The sequence below is a fragment of the Microbacterium sp. ET2 genome (assembly GCF_030347395.1).
GTDB lineage: Bacteria > Actinomycetota > Actinomycetes > Actinomycetales > Microbacteriaceae > Microbacterium > Microbacterium albipurpureum.
In genome coordinates this window covers 953,987-970,289 of sequence record NZ_CP128170.1, presented here as the reverse complement: position 1 = coordinate 970,289, position 16,303 = coordinate 953,987, and the positions used below count along the sequence as shown (strand labels likewise).

The 16,303-nt window shown below is 70.5% G+C and carries 15 protein-coding genes; 12 read left to right on the top strand and 3 right to left on the bottom strand.

All coding sequences use genetic code 11. The features are described 5' to 3' along the window. The first annotated feature begins 3 nt into the window (after positions 1–3). From QSU92_RS04770 to QSU92_RS04735, 8 genes are all read left to right on the top strand, one after another. Positions 4–978, top strand: coding sequence for a carbohydrate ABC transporter permease (locus tag QSU92_RS04770; protein ID WP_289265038.1), 975 nt, complete (start codon positions 4–6; stop codon positions 976–978). Next, entirely contained in the window at positions 978–1,883 is a 906-nt protein-coding gene (locus tag QSU92_RS04765) for a carbohydrate ABC transporter permease (protein WP_289265037.1), read from the top strand. The genes QSU92_RS04770 and QSU92_RS04765 overlap by 1 nt, the downstream gene beginning before the upstream one ends. After that, the gene (gene yicI / locus QSU92_RS04760) at positions 1,883–4,120 is read left to right on the top strand and encodes an alpha-xylosidase (protein WP_289265036.1); all 2,238 of its coding nucleotides are present in this window, start codon (positions 1,883–1,885) and stop codon (positions 4,118–4,120) included. Before QSU92_RS04765 ends, yicI begins: the two co-directional genes overlap by 1 nt. After that, positions 4,117–5,562, top strand: coding sequence for a GH1 family beta-glucosidase (locus QSU92_RS04755; protein WP_289265035.1), 1,446 nt, complete (start codon positions 4,117–4,119; stop codon positions 5,560–5,562). Before yicI ends, QSU92_RS04755 begins: the two co-directional genes overlap by 4 nt. Before the next feature lie 53 nt (positions 5,563–5,615). Beyond that, positions 5,616–5,915: a GNAT family N-acetyltransferase gene (locus QSU92_RS04750; protein WP_289265034.1), complete on the top strand. Its 300-nt coding sequence runs from the start codon at positions 5,616–5,618 to the stop codon at positions 5,913–5,915. A gap of 44 nt (positions 5,916–5,959) precedes the next feature. Beyond that, on the top strand, positions 5,960–6,376 hold the full coding sequence (locus tag QSU92_RS04745; RefSeq protein ID WP_289265033.1) for a DUF1622 domain-containing protein: 417 nt from the start codon (positions 5,960–5,962) through the stop codon (positions 6,374–6,376). A gap of 61 nt (positions 6,377–6,437) precedes the next feature. Beyond that, on the top strand, positions 6,438–6,683 hold the full coding sequence (locus QSU92_RS04740) for a hypothetical protein (RefSeq protein ID WP_289265032.1): 246 nt from the start codon (positions 6,438–6,440) through the stop codon (positions 6,681–6,683). Then, complete coding sequence (locus QSU92_RS04735) at positions 6,683–6,997, top strand: hypothetical protein (RefSeq protein WP_289265031.1); 315 nt, start codon at positions 6,683–6,685, stop codon at positions 6,995–6,997. Before QSU92_RS04740 ends, QSU92_RS04735 begins: the two co-directional genes overlap by 1 nt. 4 nt (positions 6,998–7,001) lie before the next feature. Here the strand turns inward: QSU92_RS04735 and QSU92_RS04730 are convergent, their stop codons facing one another. Further along, positions 7,002–7,763: an alpha/beta fold hydrolase gene (locus QSU92_RS04730; protein ID WP_289265030.1), complete on the bottom strand. Its 762-nt coding sequence runs from the start codon at positions 7,761–7,763 to the stop codon at positions 7,002–7,004. A gap of 89 nt (positions 7,764–7,852) precedes the next feature. Here QSU92_RS04730 and QSU92_RS04725 point away from each other — a divergent pair, with 89 nt between their 5' ends. The 4 genes from QSU92_RS04725 (at position 7,853) to QSU92_RS04710 (ending at position 13,851) form a co-directional block, all read left to right on the top strand. Beyond that, on the top strand, positions 7,853–9,007 hold the full coding sequence (locus QSU92_RS04725) for an exonuclease SbcCD subunit D (protein WP_289265029.1): 1,155 nt from the start codon (positions 7,853–7,855) through the stop codon (positions 9,005–9,007). Continuing rightward, positions 9,004–12,060, top strand: a complete 3,057-nt coding sequence (locus tag QSU92_RS04720) for an AAA family ATPase (RefSeq protein ID WP_289265028.1) — start codon at positions 9,004–9,006, stop codon at positions 12,058–12,060. Before QSU92_RS04725 ends, QSU92_RS04720 begins: the two co-directional genes overlap by 4 nt. Positions 12,061–12,196: 136 nt before the next feature. After that, positions 12,197–12,385, top strand: coding sequence for a hypothetical protein (locus tag QSU92_RS04715; protein WP_289265027.1), 189 nt, complete (start codon positions 12,197–12,199; stop codon positions 12,383–12,385). Further along, on the top strand, positions 12,382–13,851 hold the full coding sequence (locus QSU92_RS04710; RefSeq protein ID WP_289265026.1) for an MFS transporter: 1,470 nt from the start codon (positions 12,382–12,384) through the stop codon (positions 13,849–13,851). Before QSU92_RS04715 ends, QSU92_RS04710 begins: the two co-directional genes overlap by 4 nt. 138 nt (positions 13,852–13,989) lie before the next feature. Here the strand turns inward: QSU92_RS04710 and QSU92_RS04705 are convergent, their stop codons facing one another. Beyond that, complete coding sequence (locus QSU92_RS04705) at positions 13,990–14,646, bottom strand: response regulator transcription factor (RefSeq protein WP_289265025.1); 657 nt, start codon at positions 14,644–14,646, stop codon at positions 13,990–13,992. A gap of 10 nt (positions 14,647–14,656) precedes the next feature. Beyond that, positions 14,657–16,225: a sensor histidine kinase gene (locus tag QSU92_RS04700; RefSeq protein WP_289265024.1), complete on the bottom strand. Its 1,569-nt coding sequence runs from the start codon at positions 16,223–16,225 to the stop codon at positions 14,657–14,659. Positions 16,226–16,303 lie beyond the last annotated feature (78 nt).

Below are 16,303 nucleotides of genomic sequence, written 5' to 3'. Positions count from 1 at the left end.
GCGATGTCCGCTGTCCCCTTCGTCCGCGCTCCGCGGACCAAGCTCCCCCCGGAGGAGCCGCTGATTCCGCAACGGCGGGGTGGTGGCACCGCCGGCTACTGGCTCTACCTCATCCCGGGCCTGGTGCTGGTCACCGTCATCGTCGTGGTGCCGCTGGTGTGGAACATCTACCTCAGCTTCACCGACTGGCGTGGCATCCGTCCGCCGGAGTTCATCGGCCTCGAGAATTGGATCGAACTGTTCGGCGACGCGACCTTCTGGACGTCGTTCGTCAACAGCATCTGGATGATCGTGGCGATGGTCATCTTCCCGACCCTCATCGGCCTCGTCCTGGCGGCCCTGCTGTTCGATGTGATCGGCCGCAAGTACGGCGGGCGCCTCGCGAGCTTCCTCCGCGCGACCTACTACCTGCCGCAGATCCTTCCGGCGGCGATCGCCGGCATCGTGATCGGCTGGATCCTCCGTCCGCAGGACGGCGCGCTGAACACCATCCTCGAGAGCATCGGCCTCGGCTTCCTCGCCCGCAACTGGCTCGGGTCTCCCGACACGGCGCTCGCGAGCATCATGGTGGTGCTCGTCTGGATCCAGATCGGATACCCCGTCGTGGTCTTCATGGCAGCGCTCCAGCGGGTCGACCCCGAGCTCTACGAAGCCGCCGAGCTCGACGGCGCCAACTGGTTCCAGCGGTTCCAGGCGATCACCGTCAGCATCATCCGCCCCGAGATCTACGTCGTCACCCTCACCTGCACGATCGCGGCGCTGAAGGTCTTCGGCCCCGTGTACGTACTGACTCGCGGCGGCCCCGGTGACTCGACCATCGTGCCGGCGTACTACGCCTACAGCGAGTTCTTCCAGTCGCAGCAGGTCGGCTACGGCGCCACCATCGCCACCGCCTTGACGGTCGTGATCGCCGTCGTGTCGATCCTCTTCATCCGCGCGCAGAACGCCGCGGAGCGCAAAGAAAGGGCGGGACTGTGATGGCCACGACCGTCGCCGTGACAACGGCCCGCAACTCCGGGCGCCGCTCCGGCCGTCCGCCGAAGCCCCGGGGCGGCATGACCCGCAAGAACGGCGTCGACTGGCTGATGCTCGCCTTCGCGATCGTCGCTGCGATCCTCATCGCCGCGCCGTTCTACCTGATCCTGATCAACTCGTTCAAGTCGCCCGCCGACTACTCCACAGGCGGTCCGCTCGCCCTCCCTTCGGCGATCTACCTCGACGGGATCGCCGCCTTCTGGGAGCGGGTCAACTTCCCCCAGAAGGTCTGGAACTCGGTGTTCATCTCGGGCACCGTCGCGATCCTCGCGGTGCTCATCTCGGTGCTGAACGCGTTCGCGATCGGCATCGGGCGCATCCGCGGCCGCTCCTGGATCGTGCTGCTGTTCCTCCTGGCGAACCTTCTGCCGCAGGAGGCGCTGCTCTACCCGCTCTACTACATGTTCCGAGAGGTCGGGCTGTATAACAACGTGTGGTCGGTGATCATCGTCTTCACCGTCATCCAGGCCGCCTTCGGCACATACCTGCTCTCGGCCGTCTACGGCACCTTCCCGAAGGAGGTGCTCGAGGCCGCCGCGATCGACGGCGCGAGCCGCTGGCAGATCCTGTGGCGCGTGATCTTCCCGATCAGCCGTCCGACGCTCTCGGTGCTGCTCATCTTCTTCTTCATCTGGACCTGGAACGAGTTCCTCATCCCGCTCACCTTCCTCGTCTCCAATGAGAACCAGACGGTGCCGGTCGCGATCAGCCTGCTCCAGGGGGAGCGGCTGATGGATGTCACGACGACCAGCGCCTCCGCCCTCCTCGGCCTCATCCCCACCCTCCTCTTCTTCCTCATCTTCCAGCGCACCCTCACCCGGGGCATCACGGCAGGAGCAGTCAAGTAATGAAGTTCACCGACGGGTTCTGGCAGCTGCGCCCCGGCGTCACCGCCCTCTACGCCGCGGAGGCGTACGACATCCGGCAGACGGATGACGGCGTCGACGGCGCCGCACTCGAGATCACCGCCCCCACGCAGGTGATCGCCCGGCGGGGCGACGTGCTCAACCGGACGACGCTGACCACGACTCTGTCGTCGCCGATCGAGGGCGTCATCCGGGTGCGGATCGCACACCATGTCGGCGGCCGCTGGCACGGCGGCTTCGCGCTGCCTGGCGCGGAGGAGCGGGGTGTCGGCGCCGGCCTCGCCGACGCGTCCGCCGGCACGCTGACCAGCGGGCCGCTCACCGTGCGGATCGCCCCGGGCGCGCCGTGGTCGCTGTCGTTCGACGTCGACGGCGACCGGGTGACCGGAAGCGGACACAAGGCGCAGGCCTTCGTGCGCCTCGGCGCAGACGCCGCCGTCGAGCACGGCATCGTCGGGAACGCCCGTGCCGAGACGGGTGTGCCGCCCGAGCGGACCTTCATCCACGAGCAGCTCGACCTGGGGGTCGGCGAGACCATCTACGGTCTGGGCGAGCGTTTCGGACCGCTGGTGAAGAACGGACAGACCATCGACGTCTGGAACGCCGACGGCGGCACCTCGAGCGAGCAGGCCTACAAGAACGTGCCGTTCTACCTGTCCTCGCGCGGATACGGGGTGCTCGTCAACGACCCCGGTCACGTCTCGTTCGAGGTCGGCTCGGAAGCCGTGGAGCGGGTGCAGTTCAGCGTGCCCGGCGAGGTGCTGGAGTACTTCGTGTTCGCAGGCCCGACGCCCAAGGAAGTGCTGACCCGGTACACCGCCCTCACCGGGCGCGCCCCCGTCGTGCCCGCCTGGTCGTACGGCCCGTGGTTGTCGACGTCGTTCACGACCGACTACGACGAGGAGACCGTCACGTCGTTCATCGAGGGGATGGCCGAGCGCGACATCCCGCTGTCGGTGTTCCACTTCGACTGCTTCTGGATGCGCGAGTTCAACTGGTGCGACTTCGAGTGGGACCCCCGTGTCTTCCCCGACCCGGACGGCATGCTCCGGCGCCTTCACGATCGGGGGCTGAAGGTCTCGGTGTGGATCAACCCCTACATCGCCCAGCGCTCGCCGCTGTTCGCCGAGGCTGCCGCCGCCGACTACCTCGTGCAGCGCGGCGACGGGTCTGTGTGGCAGTGGGACCTCTGGCAGGCGGGGATGGGGCTGGTCGACTTCACCAACCCCGCAGCCGTGCGCTGGTACCAGGACAAGCTCCGCGGGCTGCTCGCGCAGGGCGTCGACTGCTTCAAGACCGACTTCGGCGAGCGCATCCCCACCGACGTCGTCTGGCACGACGGCTCGGACCCCGCACGCATGCACAACCTCTACGCGCAGCTGTACAACCGTGCCGTGCACGACGTGCTCGTCGCCGAGCGCGGCGAGGGTGACGCGGTGCTGTTCGCGCGCTCGGCTACCGCCGGGGGTCAGACGATGCCCGTCCACTGGGGCGGCGACAACACCTCGACCTTCCCCTCGATGGCCGAGAGCCTCCGGGGCGGCCTGTCGTTGGCGATGAGCGGGTTCGCGCACTGGAGCCACGACATCGGCGGGTTCGAGGGCACTCCCGATCCGGCGGTGTTCAAGCGGTGGGTGGCCTTCGGTCTGCTCTCGAGCCACAGCCGCTTCCACGGCTCGGACTCGTATCGGGTGCCGTGGGCGTTCGACGACGAGGCCGTCGAGATCACGCGCCGCTTCGCGAAGCTGAAGATGCAGCTCATGCCGTACCTGTTCCAGGTGGGTATCGACGCGGCCGGCACCGGAGCGCCGATCATGCGTCCGATGCAACTGGAGTTCCCGGATGACCCGGCGGTCGCCTACCTCGACCGGCAATACCTTCTCGGGCCTGACCTGCTGGTCGCCCCGGTCTTCTCCGAGACCGGGGAGGTGGAGTTCTATCTGCCGGCAGGCGAGTGGACGAGCCTCCTCACCGGCGAGAGGGTGACCGGCGGTGGATGGCGCCGCGAGGTGCACGGCTTCGACAGCCTGCCGCTCTACGCCCGGCCGGGCGCGGTCATCCCGTGGGGTGCGCGCGACGACCGACCCGACTACGACTACCACGACGGGCTCGCCGTTCGGGTGTTCCCCGGAGGGACCGGGTCGCGTGAGGTGACGGTGACGGCTCCCGACGGGACGGCCCGCACCTATAGCGTTGACCTGTCGGAAGTGACCGGATGACGGGGGACAACGTGGCCGAGGGACGAGCGGACTACCGCGATTCGGGGCTGGTGTTCCCGGCCGACTTCACCTTCGGGTCGGCGACGGCGTCGTACCAGATCGAAGGAGCTGCGAACGAGGACGGCCGCGGTCCGTCCATCTGGGACACCTTCTCCCAGACCCCCGGCAAAGTCTGGAACGGTGACACCGGCGATGTCGCGTGCGACCACTACCACCGGTGGGAGAGCGACCTCGACCTCATGAAGGATCTGGGGCTCGAGGCCTACCGCTTCTCGATCGCGTGGCCGCGGATCGTTCCCGCCGGCACCGGAGAGGTGAACCAGGCAGGTCTGGACTTCTACTCCCGCCTCATCGACGGACTGCTCGCCCGCGACATCCGTCCGGTCGCCACCCTGTACCACTGGGATCTGCCGCAGCCGCTGGAGGATGCCGGCGGCTGGCCGGCGCGCGCGACGGTCGACGCCTTCGCGCGCTACGCCGAGGTGGCGGGCGAGGCGTTCGGCGACCGCGTCCACACCTGGACGACGCTGAACGAGCCGTGGTGCTCGGCCTACCTCGGCTACGGCCAGGGCGGTCACGCTCCTGGCCGGCACGAGCCGGCCGCGGCGCTCGCGGCGGTGCACCACCTGAACCTCGCGCACGGCCGGGCGCTGCAGGCGCTCCGGGCCACCTCGACCGGATCGCCGGAGTACTCGGTGACCCTCAACTTCCACGTACTCCGCGGCGTCGGCGACGGCGCGGACGAGGCGATGCGGCGGATCGATGCGCTGGCCAATCGCGCCTTCACCGGACCGATGCTGCGCGGCGAATACCCGGAGGATCTGCTCCAGGACACCGCGGGGGTGACCGACTGGGCCTTCGTCCAGGACGGCGATCTTCGCGACATCCATCAGCCGATCGATGTGCTGGGCGTCAATTACTACTCGACCGCCACTGTGCGCCTCTGGGACGGCGTTTCGCCCAAGCAGATGAACGACGGGCACAAGGGCGTCGCCGGCGGGACCGCGTGGCCGGGAAGCGACCAGGCTGTGGAGTTCGTGGAGCAGCCGGGACCGTACACCGCCATGGGGTGGAACATCGCCCCTGAGGGGCTTGAGGAACTCTTGGTGTCGCTTTCCGGGCAGTTTCCCGACCAGGCGCTCATGGTCACCGAGAACGGCGCCGCGTTCGATGACGAGGTCGCCCCCGACGGGTCGGTTCCCGACCCCGAGCGCCTCGACTACCTGCGCCGGCACTTCACCGCGGCTCACCGCGCGATGGCCCGAGGGGTCGACCTCCGCGGCTACTTCGTCTGGTCGCTCCTGGACAACTTCGAGTGGGGCTACGGCTACGCCAAGCGGTTCGGCATCGTGCGCGTCGACTTCGACACGCTGGAGCGGACCGTGAAGGACAGCGGGCGGTGGTACCGGGAGCTCGTACGCACGCGGGCCATCCCGGACTGAGCGCTCGGCGTTCCTTCAGCACCGCCTCAGCGAACCGGGCGTACCCTGTCGGGGTGACCAAACTGCGCTTCACCGACGAGAAGGACGCCTCGCGGTACACCCTGCACCGCGGCGACGACCTCGTCAGCGTCCTGGACTACAACGATGACGGCCGCACCGTGGCCATGACACGGGCGTACACGATTCCGACCTTCCGCGGAAAGGGCTACGCCGGCGAACTGGTCGAGCGGGCGGTCGCGCACCTCGAGGCAGAGGGGGGTCGTCAGGTGATCCCGGTGTGCTGGTACGTCGCAGACTGGTTCGACCTGCACCCCGACCGCGCGGGCATCCTGCGGCAGCGTTCCACGGCCTGAGCCCCTTTCCGCTCCCCACGCCCCGCTGGTCCTACACTGGGCCCGTGCGGCTCGAAGAGGTCTTCTCCGGCGTCGCCGTCGCTTTCGAGGCGACCGGCGCCGCCGCGATGATCATCGGCTTCGTGATCGCGCTCGTGCTCGGTGCCCGGTCCCTCCGTCGCCGCGAGGGTGGTCGGGCGGCCTTCTCGGTGCTGCGCAACGCCCTCGGCTCGGCGATCCTGCTCGGGCTGGAGATCCTCGTCGCAGCCGACCTGATCCGAACGATCACCTCCAAGCCGTCGGTCGAGGACGCCCTGATCCTCGGACTCATCGTGTTGATCCGAACTGTGCTGTCGATCTCGATCCAGATCGAGATCGAGGGCGTGGTGCCCTGGCGCCGCGCGCTGCTGACCAGCGGGGGGCAGCTGCTGGGTGGCGCCGTCCGGCGCGACCGCGCGGCGCAGGCGGGTGAGGGCGGATAGCGAGGTCACGGGTACCCGTCAACCCCGCGCCGTGTCGGCTGCCGAGGAGCAGGATGGCGGGATGGACGACAGAGACCTGCCCGAGGGTGTGATCAACGCCGACCCCGCCGGCGGCTTCGGCGAACAGCACGACACCGCCGCAGCCGAGCGCAGCAGCGCCGGCGCCGACTCCGAGGCGCTCGACCGCTCCGGGCTGCCGGTCAACCCCGAGACGATCCCGGACGGCGACGGCGACGTCGAGAGCGACGTCCCCACACAGGGTCTCGACCCCGACCTCTCCACCGACGACCAGACCGAGGAGGACTGATGGCGAACGAGCGCGAGCCCGACCACGAGGCGGTGGGCATCGGCATTCCGCCCGCCGGGCCGTTGCAGGCGCCGGACGATGCCGCATCCGAATCGCCCGGGGAATCCGCCGACGTCGCCGCATCCGAGTCGGCGGACGACGTGGCCGAGCGTGCTGTCGCCGCCGCCGAAGCACGAGCCGAGGACCCCGATCCCGACCCCGAGAAGGTCGAGGACGATCTGCGCGAGCGTGTCGAAGACGTCGGCGGGCAGGCGTCGGAAGACGAGGTCGACGACCTCGCCGAGCAGGTCACGACGGGCGACGAAGAGGCCTGAGGGGTCACCGATCCGCGAGGAACTCGCGGATGAGCGTCGCGGTGGGGCCGGCGTTGCGGATCATGGTCTCGTGGCCGAACTCCGCGACTTCGCGCAGGCACGCGTCGGGAAGTGCCTCGGCGAGCTGGCGGGCCCACTCCACGGGCACGACGATGTCGCGCTCGCCGCGGATCACCAGAGCGGGCGCGCTCACCCGGCGGGCGGTGACCTCGGGTCGGTGCACCATGACCGCATGCACCTTGGCGAGCAGGCGCGGGCCCGCCCTCAGATATTCCCGGGCCCCGACGGCGATCACGTGCGGGCTCTCGGGGATGATGTCGCGGACGAGTCGCCAGAGCTGACGCACCGCTGAGCGCGCTCCCGGTTCCACGGTCGGACCGACGAGCACGAGGGCGTCGACGAGGTGCGGATGCCGCGCGGCCACCTCCAGCGCCACCTGCGCGCCCATCGAGTGACCGAGGATCACGATGCGCGCGCGATCCTCCCCGGCGGTGAGGTCGGCCAGATACGCGGCCACGACATCGGCGTTCTCCTCCATCGACAGCACGCGTCGGGGCTCGGGTGTCTCGCCGTACCCGGGAAGATCGACCGAAACCACACGGCCGATGTCGTCGAGAAGGCCCTCGAGCTCACTGAACGCCGACCGGCCCATGCCGATCCCGTGGATGAGGACGAAGAGGTCGCGTCCCTCGCCGGACTCCTGCGCGACGAGCGTCGCCCCCGCGTGGGTGAAACGCTCGATCGCGAAGGTGGGGGCGTCGCTCATTGCTCCCGACCCTAGGTGAGAGCTGTGTTCTCGGCGAACCGCGGGGGTGCAGCCGGGCGATGTCGGCACCTGCGCCTACGGTGTGGAGCATGCGGATCCTGCACACCTCGGACTGGCACATCGGGCGGTCGTTCCACGGCCATTCCACCCTCGATGCGCTGCGCGGTGTCCTCGATGCCCTGGTCGTCCAGGTGCGCGAGAACGACGTCGATCTGGTGATCGTCGCGGGGGATGTCTTCGACTCGGCCGCGCCCGCTGCGGACTGCTACCGCCTGCTCACCGATGCCCTGCGGGGCATCAGCGACGCCGGTGCCCGGGTCATCGTCACGAGCGGCAACCACGACTCCGCGGCGCGGCTGGGCTTCCAAGCCGGACTGCTGCGCGACGGCATCCACGTCCTCACCGATCCTGCGGCGATCGGCACGCCGGTGACGGTGGCCGACGAGCACGGGCCCGTCCACGTGTACGGCATCCCCTTTCTCGAACCGTCGCTCGTCCGTCACCTCTGGACCGGTGCTGAGATCCGCTCCCAGGCGCAGGCCCTCGATCAGGCGCTCGGGGTCATCCGGACCGACCTCGCCGCGCGCGGCGGTCGTTCCGTGGCGATCGCGCACTGTTTCGCAGCAGGGGTGGAGCCGACGTCGGGCCTCGAGCGCGACATCCAGCAGGGCGGACTCGACGTGGTGCCGCTCGCCGCATTCGACGGATTGGACTACGTCGCGCTCGGCCACATCCACGGCCGCCAGCGGCTGTCCGAGGCGGTCCGCTACGCCGGGGCGCCGCTGCACTACAGCTTCGGCGAGGCGGACAAACCGCGCGGTTCATGGCTGGTCGACCTCGATGCCGACGGCTTGGCGGCCGTCGGCTGGCTGGCCCTCCCTGTGCCGCGACGGTTGGTCACGGTGCGCGGGCGGCTCGACGATCTGCTCACCGGGTCGGAGCACGCCGAGTGGGAAGACGCGTGGGTGTGCGTGCAGTACACCGATCCGACGCCGCAGCGCGATCCGATGCGTCGTCTGCTCGAACGTTTCCCGTACTGCGCCACGGTGATGCACACACCCGAAGGCGTGAGCGCGGATGACGGATCGACCTACGCCCGGCGCGTCCGCGCCGCCCGGAACGACCTCGAGCTGATCGACGCCTTTCTCGCGCACGTCCGGGACGGTGAGGGTGCCGGCGATCGGGAGCGCGAGATCATCGCCGACGTCGTCGACGAGCGCATCGTCGCGGAGGTCACCGCGTGAAGCTTCACCGCGTCGAGCTCGAGGGGTTCGGACCGTTCCGCGAGCGTCAGGTGGTCGACCTCGACGCCTTCGAGGCCGACGGGATCTTCCTCATCTCCGGCCGCACCGGCGCCGGGAAGTCGAGCGTGCTCGACGGCGTCTGCTTCGCCCTGTACGGCGGTGTGCCGCGCTACGACGGTGCCGAGAAGCGCCTGCGCAGCGATCACTGCGGACCGGATGACCCGACGAGCGTCGCGGTGGAGTTCACCACGGCCGGTCGCCGCTTCCGCGTCACGCGATCGCCGGACTACCCGCGCCGTAAGCGCCGGGGCGAGGGCTTCACCGTCGTCGCGGCGGACGCCGAGCTCGCCGAGCTGGTCGACGGCGCCTGGCGGGGGTTCGCGAGCGGACCGCGCCAGGTGGGGATGGAGCTCGACGAGATCCTGGGGCTCAGCCAGCAGCAGTTCCTCCAGGTGATCCTCCTCGCACAGAACCGGTTCGCCGAATTCCTCCTGGCGAAGAACGACGACCGTCAGAAACTGCTGCGGCGCCTGTTCGGGACCCGCACCTACGAGGACTACCTCCATGCGTTCGAGGAACGCCGTCGCGCCGTCGAGCGGGAGGTCGCCGACGCCACGGGTGCAGCCGCCCTGCTGTTGAGTGAGGCGGAGCGGCTGTTCCCCGTCCGAGAGTCGGGCGGCGCCTCGGACGACGAGCTCATGGACGACGCGGGCACCACGTCGGCGACGGACACCTCCGCCGTGGGAGTGCGACTGGAGGCCGTCGAGCGCGGCGCGCAGCGCGCGGACTACCGGGCCGAGACCCTGCGGAACGCGCGCGACTCCGCCGAGGCCGCGCACCGCCGAGCCGAAGACCACCACGCCGCGGTGCGGCGGCTGCGACAGATGCAGGAAGACCGTGTGCGCTCGCGCGCCGCGCTGGCAGATCTGGAGGCCGAGATCCCGGCGGTCGACCTCGCGCGTCGCGAGCTGGCGGCAGCCCGCGACGCCGAGGCGCTCCGCGCACCGCTGGACGCAGCCGACGCTGCCGATGCCGAGAGGGTGGCCGCCACGCGGGCGGTGCAGATGCTGGTTGATGAGCTCGGCGCCGAGGAAGGGGACTTCGACCTTCCCACGCTCTCCCTGGACGAGCTCGATGCCCTCGTGCTGCAGCTGACCGGAGACCTGGCGGTGTGGCGCGAAGCGCAGATCGTCGAGAAGACGGTGGATACCGCCGAGCAGGCGCTCGCGGACGACGTCGCACGCATCCGCCATGAGGAGGAGCTGATCGCCCGGCTCGACGCCGATCGGGCGCGGATTCCCGTGCAGCGCGCCGCCGTCGAGGTCGAGCTCGCTCCGGTCCGCGACGCGGCCGCGGGAGTGGATGCCGCGCGCACACGCCGCGACGAGGCGCAGGCCCGTCATGACGCGGCTGCCGAGGCCGCCGACCTCGCCCCGCTCACCGTGATCGCCGAGGAGGCGTCGCTCGCCACCGCCGAGGCTGCGGCGGCGGCGAACGAGGCCGTCGTGTCGCTGCTGCGCCGCCGCGCCGCCGACCGGGCCGGTTCGCTCGCCGCCGACCTCGTCGACGGCGAACCCTGCCCCGTGTGCGGATCGGCCGACCACCCGCATCCGGCCGAGCCGACGAGCGACCCCATCTCCGACGACGACATCGAGCGCGTCGAGGCGGCGCAGCAGCGGGCGGGCGAGCAGGCGCGTCGCGCGGCCGAGGAGTTCCGCTCCGCGCGTGAGGCCCAGACCCACGCCGCAGCCCGGGCGGGCGGACTCGACCTCGATGACGCAGCGGCAGCACTGGTCGCGGCGGAGGCTGCGCTCGCCGCCGGCGAGAAGGCCGTCACCGAGCGCGATCGACTGCTGGCGACGCTGGAGACCCTCACCCTGCTCGAGGCCGAGGCCGCCCGGGAGCGAGAGCGCCTCACCGCCCACCTCGCCGCCCTGCGCGAGAGGGTTTCCGCCCACGACGCCGAACTGCGCGAGAAACGCCGCGTGGTCGCCGCGGCACGCGGCGACCACGACTCCGTCGCAGCGCGCGTTCACGCGGCGACGCTGCGGCGCGACCGCGCCACCCGGCTCGCCGCGGCCCGACGGGCGGCCGAGACCGCGAGGGCTGCCGCCGATCGCGCCGCCGCCGACCGTGACGACCGTGTCGCGGCATCCGGCTTCGGCGACGTGGTCGAGGCGCGCGTCGCCCTGCGCGCAGCTGCCGCGCGCGACGCGCTCGACGAAGGCATCCGCACCCACGAGGCGGCGCTGCGCGCCGAACGCGACCGGCTGCGCGACCTCGAGCTCGCGCTCGCCGGCGAGCCGGAGGAGCTCGTCGACGTCTCAGCCGCGGAAGCGGCCCTCATCGTCGCGCGGGACGCGTGGGTCGCAGCCGTGGACGCGGCCGCCGACGCCGGAGCGACTGCCGAACGCCTTCGCGCCCTGCGTGACCGCGCGCGCGCCGCCCTCGACGACGTCGCAGAGCTCGCCGACGAGCACCAGATCGTCGCCCGATTGGCCGATACCGTCGCGGGTCGCGCACCCAATACCCGCCGGATGACCCTCGAGTCCTTCGTCCTCGCCGCCGAACTGGAGGAGATCGTCGCGGCGGCGAACCTGCGGCTCGGCGACATGTCGTCCGGTCGATACCAGCTGCGGCACACCGACGCGCTCGCCGCCCGCGGGGCGGCATCGGGCCTCGGCCTCGAGATCCTCGACGCGCACACCGGCGCCGCCCGCCCCGCGCACTCCCTGTCGGGCGGGGAGACCTTCCTTGCGTCCCTCGCGCTCGCGCTCGGGCTCGCGGAAGTCGTCACCGCGCGCGCCGGCGGCGTGCGACTCGACACCCTGTTCATCGATGAGGGCTTCGGCTCACTCGACGACGACACTCTCGAGCTGGCGATGGCGACGCTGGACGAGCTCCGCCAGGGTGGGCGCACCGTGGGGCTCATCAGCCACGTCGCGACGATGAAGGAACGCATCCCCGCGCAGCTGCATGTGCGTGCCACCCCGCAGGGGCCGAGCATCATCCGGCAGGACGCCGCCGTCGCGGCATCCCTCCTCTCCGCCTGACCGTCGAGGAACCACGCCTCCGCCGAGACCTCCCACCGCAGCGCGATGGGTGGGTGCAGATGTGGTTTCTCGGCGGCGTCCCCGGCCAGTGGCGCAAGGCGCGTCCCGTCCGCGCGGCCGGGCGTAGGCTATCCGGGTGAACAAGGGCACGATCTGGACCGTCATCGGAGTGATCGTCGCGGTCGTCATCGCGTGGTTCCTCGTCAATATCCTCTTCTCGCTGCTGTGGTTCATCGGCAAGCTGATCGTCGTCGCCATCGTCGCGGTGATCGTCTTCTTCGTGCTCCGCGCCGTCTTCACCCGGGACGGGTCGGAGCGGCAGTGACCTCGAGCGCGCCGACGACTGCGATCATTCCGCTCTCGAACGCCCGCAAGTGGCAGGCGTTCTGGGTGTGCGTCGCCGTCGCCGCGCTCACGATCCTCGACCTCACCAAGGTCAATGTGGCCCTGCCGTCGATCGAGACGGGTCTGGGCGCCGGGTCGACCGAGGTGCAGCTCATCGTGTCGGGCTTCGTGCTGACCTTCGGCCTCACGCTCGTCCCGATGGGGCGGCTGGGTGATCAGCGGTCGCGTCGCACACTGTTCGTCGTCGGCCTGGCCCTGTACACCCTCACCAGCATCCTGTGCGCCCTCGCCCCCAACGCGCTCGTGCTCCTCATCGCGCGCCTGCTGCAGGGGGTCGCGGCGGGCATGCAGATGCCCCAGGTGCTCGGCACCGCTCAGGAGCTGTTCCAGGGGAAGGAGCGCGGCCGCGCGTTCGGTCTCTTCGGCGCGACGATCGGCATCGCCACTGCCTTCGGACCCACGATCGGCGGTCTCCTCATCGCCCTCGGGGGCGAGACCGACGGCTGGCGCCTCATCTTCTGGATGAACGTCCCGCTCTGCCTGATCGCGATCGCGCTCGTGCTGTGGCTGCTGCCCGACACCCGCACCCGCTCGGCCCGCAAGGTCCAGCTCGACCCGATCGGCCTGCTGCTGTTCGGGCTGACCGTCGTGTCGCTGATGTGGCCGTTCCTCTTCACCACGGGGTCGCCCGACGACGACCCCGCTCGCTGGTGGCTGCTCCTCGCCTTCGCAGCGTTCCTCGCGCTTTTCCTCCTCTGGGAGCGCCGGTACGAGGAGCGCGGCGGCCAGCCGCTCATCCCGCTGAGGCTGTTCCGCATCGGCTCGTACCGCAACGGCACGATCATCCAGACGACCTACTTCACTGCGCTTCCCGCGCTGTTCCTGCTGACCACGCTGTACCTGCAGTTCGGACTCGGCCTCGAGCCCGTCTTCGCCGGGATGGTCTCGATCGGCTTCGCGCTCGCGAGCGCGGTCGCCTCGTGGGTCGGCGGCAACCTGGTGACCCGATTCGGGCGTCCCGTGGTGGTGTTCGGCGTCGTCGGCGTGCTGATCTCGGTGGCCGGGCTCGTCACCGCCGCCGTCTTCTCCGCTCCCGCCCTCACGCCGTACCTGATGGCTGCGGTGATGGTCGTCGGAGGCTTCGGGGGTGGCCTCGTGATCGCGCCGAACCAGACCCTCACGCTGGCCGAGATCCCTGTCAAGCAGGGTGGCGTCGCCGGCTCGGTCGGACAGCTCGGCCAGCGCATCGGCACCGCCGTCGGCACCGCGGTCGCGCTCTCGCTCTTCTACGCCACGATCAACCGCGAGCAGGGCACCGCCGACGATCTCGTCGTCTATCACGACGCGTATCTGTTCGGGATGCTGTCGGTCGCCGCGTTCCTCACCCTCGCCCTCGTCGTGTCGATCCTCGACCTCGCCAAGCGCAAGGCCGCTGCGGAGAGCTGACGCCCTTCTCTTTTTGGGCCGCCGGACTCGCCCGGCCGCCGTATTTCGGAGATTCGCCTCGGGTTCGTCGCGGATCGGCGTTGTGGCTCCGCAGATGGGATGAATCTCCGAAGCTGGGCGCCGCGCGCGGCGCGGCCGTCAGGTGAGGCGGTAGCCGACGCCCCGCATCGTCTCGATGCGGCCGGGGCCGAGCTTCTGGCGCAGGTACCCGATGTAGACGTCGACGACGTTCGAGCCGGGGTCGAAGTCGAACCCCCAGACCCGGCTCAGCAGCTGCTCGCGACTGAGCACTTGCCCTGCGTGCCGCACCAGCTCCTCGGCGAGGGCGAACTCCCGCGCCGACAGCTCCACCGCGGTCCCGCCCACGTGAGCCCGCCGGGTGCGGATATCGAGTACCAGGTCGCGGTGGCTCACCTGGGTGGGTGCGGCGGCGTCATCCCGACGCATCCGGAGCCGGATTCGCGCGACCAGCTCGTCGAACCGGAACGGCTTGCCGAGGTAGTCGTCTGCGCCGCCCTCGAGCCCGGCGACGGTGTCCTCGAGCTCCACCCGCGCGGTCAGCATGATGACCGGCATCGACGACCCGCTGCCGCGGAGCTCCTCGAGCACCCGGAATCCGTCCATGCCCGGGAGGTTCACGTCGAGCACCAGCAGGTCGAACTCACCGCTGACCGCGAGGTTCAGCGCCTCGGGCCCGGTCGGCGCGACACGTGTGGCGAACCCCGCGGCGCGGAGCCCCTTGTCGATGAAGCCCGAGATGCGGGCCTCGTCATCGGCGATCAGTATGGATGCCACGTCGTCCTCCTCACGCGCTCACCTCGGCGTCCGGCCGTCCCGGTCCGGATCCTCTTGCGGCGCCCGGCGCACCTACGGCGGCCCACGCCGGCAGCGGCGGCCGCGGCGGGATGACCAGCCGCGGCGCGGGCCCGTCCACCACGGGCAGCGACATCACGAAGAGCGCGCCACCGTCCGCGGCATCCTCCACCCTGGCCCGACCACCGTGAGCACGCGCGATCACCTGCACGATGTTCAGGCCCAGTCCACTTCCCGTCTGCTCGGCCGAGGCCGCACCGCGGTGGAACCGGTCGAAGATCGCGGGCTTCTCGTCATCGGGCACGCCCGGGCCGAAGTCGCGTACCGAGATCTCCAGCTGATCGCCCACGCGCCGGCTCGAGAGCACCATGCGTCCGCCGCCATGGGTCACCGCGTTCTGCGCCAGCTGCAGCACCGCCTGCGTCACCCGAGCGGCGTCGAGGACGGCGACCACCTCGGCGAAACCTCCCACCCCGACCTCCGCTCCCGCGATGCCCTCGGCTTTGCGGGCGATCTGCCGCATGAGGTCGGCGGCATCGAGCGGTACGGGCTTCACCGGCGCGGGGCCGTGGAGCGCCGCGGTGGCGGCGAGATCCTGCACGAGACGACCCATCCGCTCGAGCTCGTCGACGGCGAGGTCGCGGGTCTCGCGCACATCGGCCGGGCTGCCGGGGTCGACCACTTCGAGATAGCCCCGCACGATCGTGATCGGCGTCTTCAGCTCATGCCCGACGTCACTGAGCAGCCGGCGCTGCGACTCCAGCGCCTGGTCGAGGCGGTCGAGCATGTCGTTCATGGTGCGCGCGAGCTCTGACACGTCATCGCGCCCCGAGACGGGGAGTCGCTCCGACAGAGACTGCGCCGAGACCCGCTCGGCGGTCTCGCGCATCTGGCGAAGGGGGCGGAGCAGGCGCCCGGTCACGAGCGCGGCCACCGCCCCGATGGCGATGAGCGTGATCGAGCTGGCGATGATCCACACCCGCGCGGCGGCGTCGATCTCGGCGAGCTCGGCGTCGAGGTCGTAGGCGATGACGAACACGGCGTCCTCCCCGCCTGCTGTCACCGCGCCGCCGTCCACCGCCACCTCGATGGGTGTCGCAAGGAAGCGCCACGTCACCCCGTCTTCGGCATAGGTGCCGATGTAGGGCGAGCCCTCCGCGGTCACCTCGTTCACATGGGCGACGAAGCCGGCGGCCTCGCGCAGGTCGACGTCGAGGGGCACGCCCGGCACGAGCCGCGGTTCCCAGGCGACGAGGCCCATCACGCCGGTGTTGTCATCGGGCGCCGCGCGCTGCACGACCGCGGCGAGCGCGCCTTCGGTCGACGCCCACGTGCCGGTATCGGCATCGCCCTGCTCGACGAGGAACCGTGCGGCCTCGAGGTTCGCGTTCAGCAGGTCATCGACCTGCCGCAGGATCCGTCCCCGCTCCTCGAGGTACACCGCAGCGCCGACGATGATCATCCCGAGGCCGGCGACGAGGGTGATGACGAGGATGATCCGCGCCCGCACCGACAGCACCGGCAGCCGGCGGCGGGTCGTCGGGGTCGGCTCGGCAGTCACCCCTCCAGTATCGAGGGGCGACCCGTTCGGCCGCCGAAGCCTAAGAGAGGTCTCATGACCGGCCCGCGGCATCCGTGC

Coding starts and splice junctions, on each gene's coding strand:
- QSU92_RS04725 (WP_289265029.1), top strand. CDS start 7,853: ATGCGGATCCTGCACACCTCGGACTGGCACATCGGGCGGTCGTTCCAC.
- yicI (WP_289265036.1), top strand. CDS start 1,883: ATGAAGTTCACCGACGGGTTCTGGCAGCTGCGCCCCGGCGTCACCGCC.
- QSU92_RS04740 (WP_289265032.1), top strand. CDS start 6,438: ATGGACGACAGAGACCTGCCCGAGGGTGTGATCAACGCCGACCCCGCC.
- QSU92_RS04755 (WP_289265035.1), top strand. CDS start 4,117: ATGACGGGGGACAACGTGGCCGAGGGACGAGCGGACTACCGCGATTCG.
- QSU92_RS04765 (WP_289265037.1), top strand. CDS start 978: ATGGCCACGACCGTCGCCGTGACAACGGCCCGCAACTCCGGGCGCCGC.
- QSU92_RS04735 (WP_289265031.1), top strand. CDS start 6,683: ATGGCGAACGAGCGCGAGCCCGACCACGAGGCGGTGGGCATCGGCATT.
- QSU92_RS04770 (WP_289265038.1), top strand. CDS start 4: ATGTCCGCTGTCCCCTTCGTCCGCGCTCCGCGGACCAAGCTCCCCCCG.
- QSU92_RS04730 (WP_289265030.1), bottom strand. CDS start 7,763: ATGAGCGACGCCCCCACCTTCGCGATCGAGCGTTTCACCCACGCGGGG.